The 5368-nt window shown below is 71.5% G+C and carries 4 protein-coding genes and 3 pseudogenes; 3 read left to right on the top strand and 4 right to left on the bottom strand.

All coding sequences use genetic code 11. From position 1 onward, the window contains the following. Positions 1 to 350 precede the first annotated feature (350 nt). Positions 351 to 1151: an endonuclease I family protein gene (locus C6N75_RS21570; RefSeq protein ID WP_181160563.1), complete on the top strand. Its 801-nt coding sequence runs from the start codon at positions 351 to 353 to the stop codon at positions 1149 to 1151. A 181-nt stretch (positions 1152 to 1332) separates the two neighbouring features. On the opposite strand, the gene C6N75_RS21565 is transcribed toward C6N75_RS21570, so the two are convergent. After that, on the bottom strand, positions 1333 to 2001 hold the full coding sequence (locus C6N75_RS21565) for an HNH endonuclease family protein (protein ID WP_105870555.1): 669 nt from the start codon (positions 1999 to 2001) through the stop codon (positions 1333 to 1335). Between the two features lie 230 nt (positions 2002 to 2231). Here C6N75_RS21565 and C6N75_RS21560 point away from each other — a divergent pair, with 230 nt between their 5' ends. Next, complete coding sequence (locus C6N75_RS21560; protein ID WP_146132632.1) at positions 2232 to 2621, top strand: hypothetical protein; 390 nt, start codon at positions 2232 to 2234, stop codon at positions 2619 to 2621. 6 nt (positions 2622 to 2627) lie between these two features. Here the strand turns inward: C6N75_RS21560 and C6N75_RS32275 are convergent. Beyond that, positions 2628 to 3556 (bottom strand): annotated as a pseudogene (locus C6N75_RS32275) (DNA-3-methyladenine glycosylase family protein). Between the two features lie 434 nt (positions 3557 to 3990). Here C6N75_RS32275 and C6N75_RS21550 point away from each other — a divergent pair. Further along, positions 3991 to 4302 carry a hypothetical protein gene (locus C6N75_RS21550; protein ID WP_146132631.1) on the top strand — a complete coding sequence of 104 codons (312 nt, stop codon included), beginning with the start codon at positions 3991 to 3993 and terminating at the stop codon, positions 4300 to 4302. Between the two features lie 40 nt (positions 4303 to 4342). Here C6N75_RS21550 and C6N75_RS21545 read toward each other — a convergent pair. Both C6N75_RS21545 and C6N75_RS30845 read right to left on the bottom strand, forming a co-directional pair. Continuing rightward, positions 4343 to 4716, bottom strand: a pseudogene (locus C6N75_RS21545) (transposase family protein); the annotation flags it as partial. 222 nt (positions 4717 to 4938) lie between these two features. Next, positions 4939 to 5368, bottom strand: a pseudogene (locus tag C6N75_RS30845) (hypothetical protein); the annotation flags it as partial.

Here is a 5368-nt window from a genome sequence, read left to right as displayed (position 1 = left end):
GTGCTCACCGCCTGCACCACCGTGAGTCCCCCGCCGCCGGGACGGGCTGGGCAGCGGGGGACTCACGGTGGTGCAGGCGGTGAGCACCGTGGCCGCTACCGCGAGCGGGGCCACCAGGAGCAGGCGGTGGTGCATGTCCCCTGCTGCTGGGCGGTTCGGTGTCGCCGGGTATGGCGCGCGGGGCGTCAAGCCTGTGTAGCGGGGTGACTGAGGGTGTGGTCGGCTCCGTCCGGCGTTGGTCATGTGCATGTTGCGCGAAGGACATGTTCTGGTGCCTGTCGGGCTGCGATTCTGCCTTTCGCTTCCATGTCGGCGCCGCCCCTTTGCGGGTGGCTCAGGGGAGGGATTCCTTGGTGCCCCACCACCTCATCCGCACCAGACGCACCGTCATCGCCCTGGCCAGTGCCGGGGCCTTCGTGCTGACTGCGAGCCCTGCCTCCGCGGTGCAGCCGAGCACAGTCGTGGGCGCGGGCTCCTACTACGCGGCGGCCGAGGGCAAGACCGGTCCCGCCCTCAAGGCTGCGCTGCACACCATCATCCGCTCGCAGTCCAAGGTCACCTACGACCAGGTCTGGGACGCGTTGAAGACCACCGATGAGGACCCGGCCAACCCCGCCAACGTCATCGAGCTCTACACCGGCCGCTCCATACCCAAGACCCGCTCCGGCGGGAACAGCGGCGACTGGAACCGCGAGCACGTCTGGGCCAAGTCGCACGGCGACTTCGGCACCGCCACCGGCCCCGGCACCGACCTGCACCACCTTCGCCCCGAAGACGTCACCGTCAACGGCATCCGCGGCAACAAGGACTTCGACAACGGCGGCAAACCCGTCACCGGCGCCCCCGGCAACTACACCGACAGCGACTCCTTCGAGCCCCGCGACGCGGTCAAGGGCGACGTCGCCCGCATGATCCTCTACATGGCCGTCCGCTACGACGGCGGCGACGGGTTCCAGGACCTGGAACCCAACGAGAAGGTCAACAACAACTCCGCCCCGGCCATCGGCCGCCTCAGCGTCCTCAAGCAGTGGTCGCTCCAGGACCCGCCGGACGCTTTCGAGAAGCGCCGCAACGACCTGATCCACTCGACCTACCAGCACAACCGCAACCCGTTCATCGACCACCCCGAATGGGTCGACGCCATCTGGTGACCAGCCGCTCCTCGCGGTGCACTTCGGCGTCCAGCCCGCGCGGAGGCGGTAGCGGGGCGACCAGTGTCCGTTCGGTCAATGGGCACCTGGTGGACCCCCCAGTCGTGGTCCGGTCGGCCGGCCGGCAGCCCGGCAACGGCGTGTACCCCGCCGGCAGCCGGCGGGCGGGGGGACGAGCCTGTCAGGGGCTCGGGGTGAAGTGGACGAGGGCTGCCGGGCAGTTCTCCGCCCGCCCGACCAGCGCGTCCCGCTCGGCCGGATCGACGGTCAGGCCCCAGCGCAGCTTGGTGGCGACCCACTCCGTGAGGTAGCGGCAGTGGGCGCCAGGCGCGGGCGGCATCCACTGGGTCGGGTCGCGGTCGGCCTTGGCCCGGTTGGACCGGGCGGTCACCGCCACCAGGCTCGGCTCCGCACCCTGGTCGTTGGCGTACGCCTCCCGGCGCGCCGCCGTCCATGCCGCGGCGCCGGAGTCCCAGCTCTCGGCCAGCGGCACCATGTGGTCGATGTCCAGGCGCGCGGGGTCGGTGACCTCCTGGTCGTCGTAGTAGCTGGACCACGCCCCGCCGGACAGCCGGCAGCCGGGTGCGACGTCGGGCGCGACGTCGGCTTCGGCCAGCAGGACCTCGGCGCGGGTGTTGCAGCCGTCGGCCGGGTCCAGGCCCGCGTTCCAGTGTTTGAAGGAGGTGCGGGTGTAGCCGGCGCGGGACTCCTCGGCGACCGGCAGCGCGGCGACCGCATCGGCCAGCAGCATCGGCTCGACGGCCGGGGCGGCCTGCGCGGGACCGGCCGCGGTCAGCGGGGTCAGGGCGAGAGCGAGAGCGGCCAAGCCGCGGGTGAGGTTCTTGATCACACCCGTAGGGATAGCGGCGCAGGCGCCGGCGCCGCTCCGTTTCGCGGAGGGTGCCAGCCGTGTGGGGGACGGGGTTCACCTGGAGAATCGGTCCTGCCACCAGCACCGCCGACATCCCCGGGAAGCGCGCCGGAGCGATGCGGTGCCCGGCGATGCGGCCCGTTCGCTCGCCCGGGTGGTCATCACTCTTACGGCGTCCCGCCGCACCGGGCCGGGCCGTTGGACCGGGCATGAAACGACTTCTGCACGGGAGCACCGCCCTGGCGTTGGCCTGGGTGGTCTCCAGCGCGACGCCGGCGGCCGCGGACACCAGCGCCTGCACCCACCACTGGTCCGGGCCGCAGGTGTGCATCCGCATGGAGGGCCGCAATGGCTGGAATAAGATCACAGCGATCTGGACGAACCCGCCCCGGGCGGCGAAGACCAGGACCGTCTATCTGACCCAGGACGGCCAGCAGGTCGGCCACCAGCACACCGCCCGCCGCAAGGGTAAGACCCTCAGCTATACCTGGTCCGCCTTCGAGCAGGGCACCAACGCGAAGATGTGCGTGCGCTTCCGGGGCATCGACCGGGTGGCCTGCGACACCACCAAGTACATCGGCAACCGCGCCTCGCTGTAGCGCCGCCTACAAGTGGGCGATGCGGCTGTGCGGTGCCCGGTGGGCGCGCCGGTTCGGCATGCGGCCGCCGAGGAGGATCAGCCGGGCGGCGCGGTGGCGCTGGCCGACATAAGGGGCCAGCAGCTCCACCATCAGCTCGTCGGTACCGTCCCGCTTGCCGGTGAGGGCGTAGCCGATCTGGACCGGCAGGTGCAGGTCCCCCAGCGTCAGCGCGTCGGGTGCGCCGAGGGTGCGCTGGAGGGTTTCGGCGGCGGTCCACGGCCGATGCCGGGGATGAGCTGGAGGCGGGCGGAGGCTTCTTGGAGCGGCATGGTGGCGGCCTCCTCCGGGCGGGCGGCGCGGGCGCAGGCGTGGAGGATCGCGGCGGCGCGGGCGCGGTCGACGCCAGCGCGGTGCCGCTCTCAGGACGACACCCGCCGCCAGGTCGACGGGGCGGGCGTCACCGGCACCCCGGCCGGGGCCGGGCCGGGTGGCTGCTCGCCGTAGAGGCGCAAAAGGCGCCGCCAGACGTAGCGGGCGCTGCCGGTGGTCACCCGCTGCTCCAGCACCGTGGGGATGAGGGACTCCATCACCAGGCCGGTGGCCGCCAGGCGCAATCCGGCGTGCCGGCGGTGGGCGGCGGCGGCCACCCGGTGGCGGGGCATGAAGACCGTCGGGTCATCGCCGGCGTCGAGGAGTGCCGGCAGGTGCTCCAGCACCCAGTCGGCCCCCGGCCACCAGGCCGCTCCTGTGATCCGGCAACCGGCGGCCGGATCGCTCTCGTCGGAGAGGCGGAGGGTGGCCGGGCCGTCCGGGGTGCGGCTCGTGCGCCACCAAGTGCCATCTGCGTCCAGCCGGCAGGTGGGGTCTGCGCTGCTGCGCCGCAGCACCCGCAGCGTGCGGGCCAGGTCGTAGGGGGCGGGCGGAGCCCAGGCGCGGGAGGCAGAGTGCGGCACCGGGAGACGTCGGGGTTGACCTGCACGCTTACGGAACCGGCGGCAGTCAACCCGCGCTGGATGTTCTGGTGGATCTGCGCACCGACAGTCCTCTTCCTCGGCCAAGGCAACCCCATGCGTGTGCGTGGTTGCCCGGCCCAAACGAGCGGCGTGCAGCAGAGGGTATACAGCCCTCCCAGCGCATACAGTCAGGCGATCACACTCCAACTGGCATGATGCGCTGCATGACTGAGGGTGGGGAAGCAATGGCGAGTTGTGAGCCGGTGTCGCTCGTCAAGGGTCCGCAGCGGAGCAAGCGGCGCACAACTGTGTGGTCCATGATCGGCGGCGCGACGGTTGCCGCGGCTGCCGTCTCTCTTTGGGTGTGGGCCCCGTGGGTGGACCGGAGCCCCTTCACGGCCTTCGTCGTCGGCGTGGGCCCTGGAGACTTCACCGTGGAAGGGTCGACACCGGGCAGCTGCCTCCGTACGGCGGCCTCCGAGCAGGAGACCGTCATCTACGACGAGGACGGCAACAGACTGGCCAGTGGACGGGCAGAACGGGAAGGCGAGCGGCTGGGCCCTGAGTTCGGGGAGTACGCGGGGGACTGCATGATCATGACCCGCATCGACAACATTCCCGGGGGCCACGGGACGTACTGGTCGGAGTGGGGCGGCGGTGACCGGAACGAGGTCGGGGAGGACCAGCTCCGGATGACCTATGACGAGCACCGCGAGTGGTTCAAGACCGCCGAGAAGGCGAAGTAGCCCACGCGGTCATGGATGGTGGCGTCCCAGCGAACCTCTTTCACCCAGAATAGTCGCAGGTCAGTAGGGTGTGGACGGCTTGGACGATGGTGCCGATGCGGCGGGTGGAGCATTGGGCTCGGCGGAGGATGCGCCAGGATTCGAACTGTGTGAAGGCCCGTTCCCCACGAGCTCTCAGCCGTGAGTGGTCGCGAAAGCACGGACGGTGGCGCCGGCGCCCTGGTAGGAGCGGTCGGCCAGCAGGATCTGCCGGGTCAGGCAGGCCTGCACGATTCCATGGGTCCGGGCCGCGGCCAGGTCGTGGGTGCGGCCGGGCGTCGCGCGGGGAACCACAGGGTGTGCCGTCGGGGTGGGCGATGAACTGCACGTCCATGCCATGTCGGCGGTGCTCATCGAGTAATACGGCTCGTCCGCGTCGCGCGGTCGCCGACTTCTTGAGCGTGGACGCCGGGCGGGCGACGGCCAGGTTCGAGAAGATCGAGCCGGCCGCGACCAACTGTGAGATGCCGAAGGCGAGGACCATCACCCGTGAGCCCCGCCGCTATGCCTGAACGGGTGACCGCCCGCGCTGCCCCTGCCAGCCACCCGGCGGGGCCCCCGGGAAGAGGTCCCGGGGGCACGGGCAGAGCGGCAGCGTCAGCGCGCGGCGTGCTCGTCCAGGTGGCACTCCTCTACCTCTCGTTCATCGAGGTAGCAGCGGATGCGCACCGCGGTGCCGGGGGTTTCGCGCCGGCGGCGGGGACGGGCGTGGGGTCGGGCTGGGAGGTCGCTGGGGCGTGAGGGGCGTTCGGCGGCGGCGGCGAGCAGGGTGTGGATCTTGCAGGCGAAGTCGGGTCCGGGGAGCGGCAGCTCGCTGTCGGGTTGGCGAAGGTAGCCGACGGCGACGGCGGTGGGCATGTACTGCATGAGTTCGGTGACCACGGCGGAGCGGGTGCGGGTGGTGTGTCTGGCCAGGTGGCGCAGGACGCGCAGGAAGGTGGCGATGGGCACCTGGCCTTCCTGGTGGGTGGCGGGTGCGGGTTGTTCGTCGGTGGCCGGGATGTCGGGGGCGGCGTCTGGGGTGGTG

Source organism: Streptomyces solincola, assembly GCF_002982015.1.
Lineage (GTDB): Bacteria > Actinomycetota > Actinomycetes > Streptomycetales > Streptomycetaceae > Streptomyces > Streptomyces solincola.
This window is presented reverse-complemented; position numbering and strand designations above follow the sequence as displayed.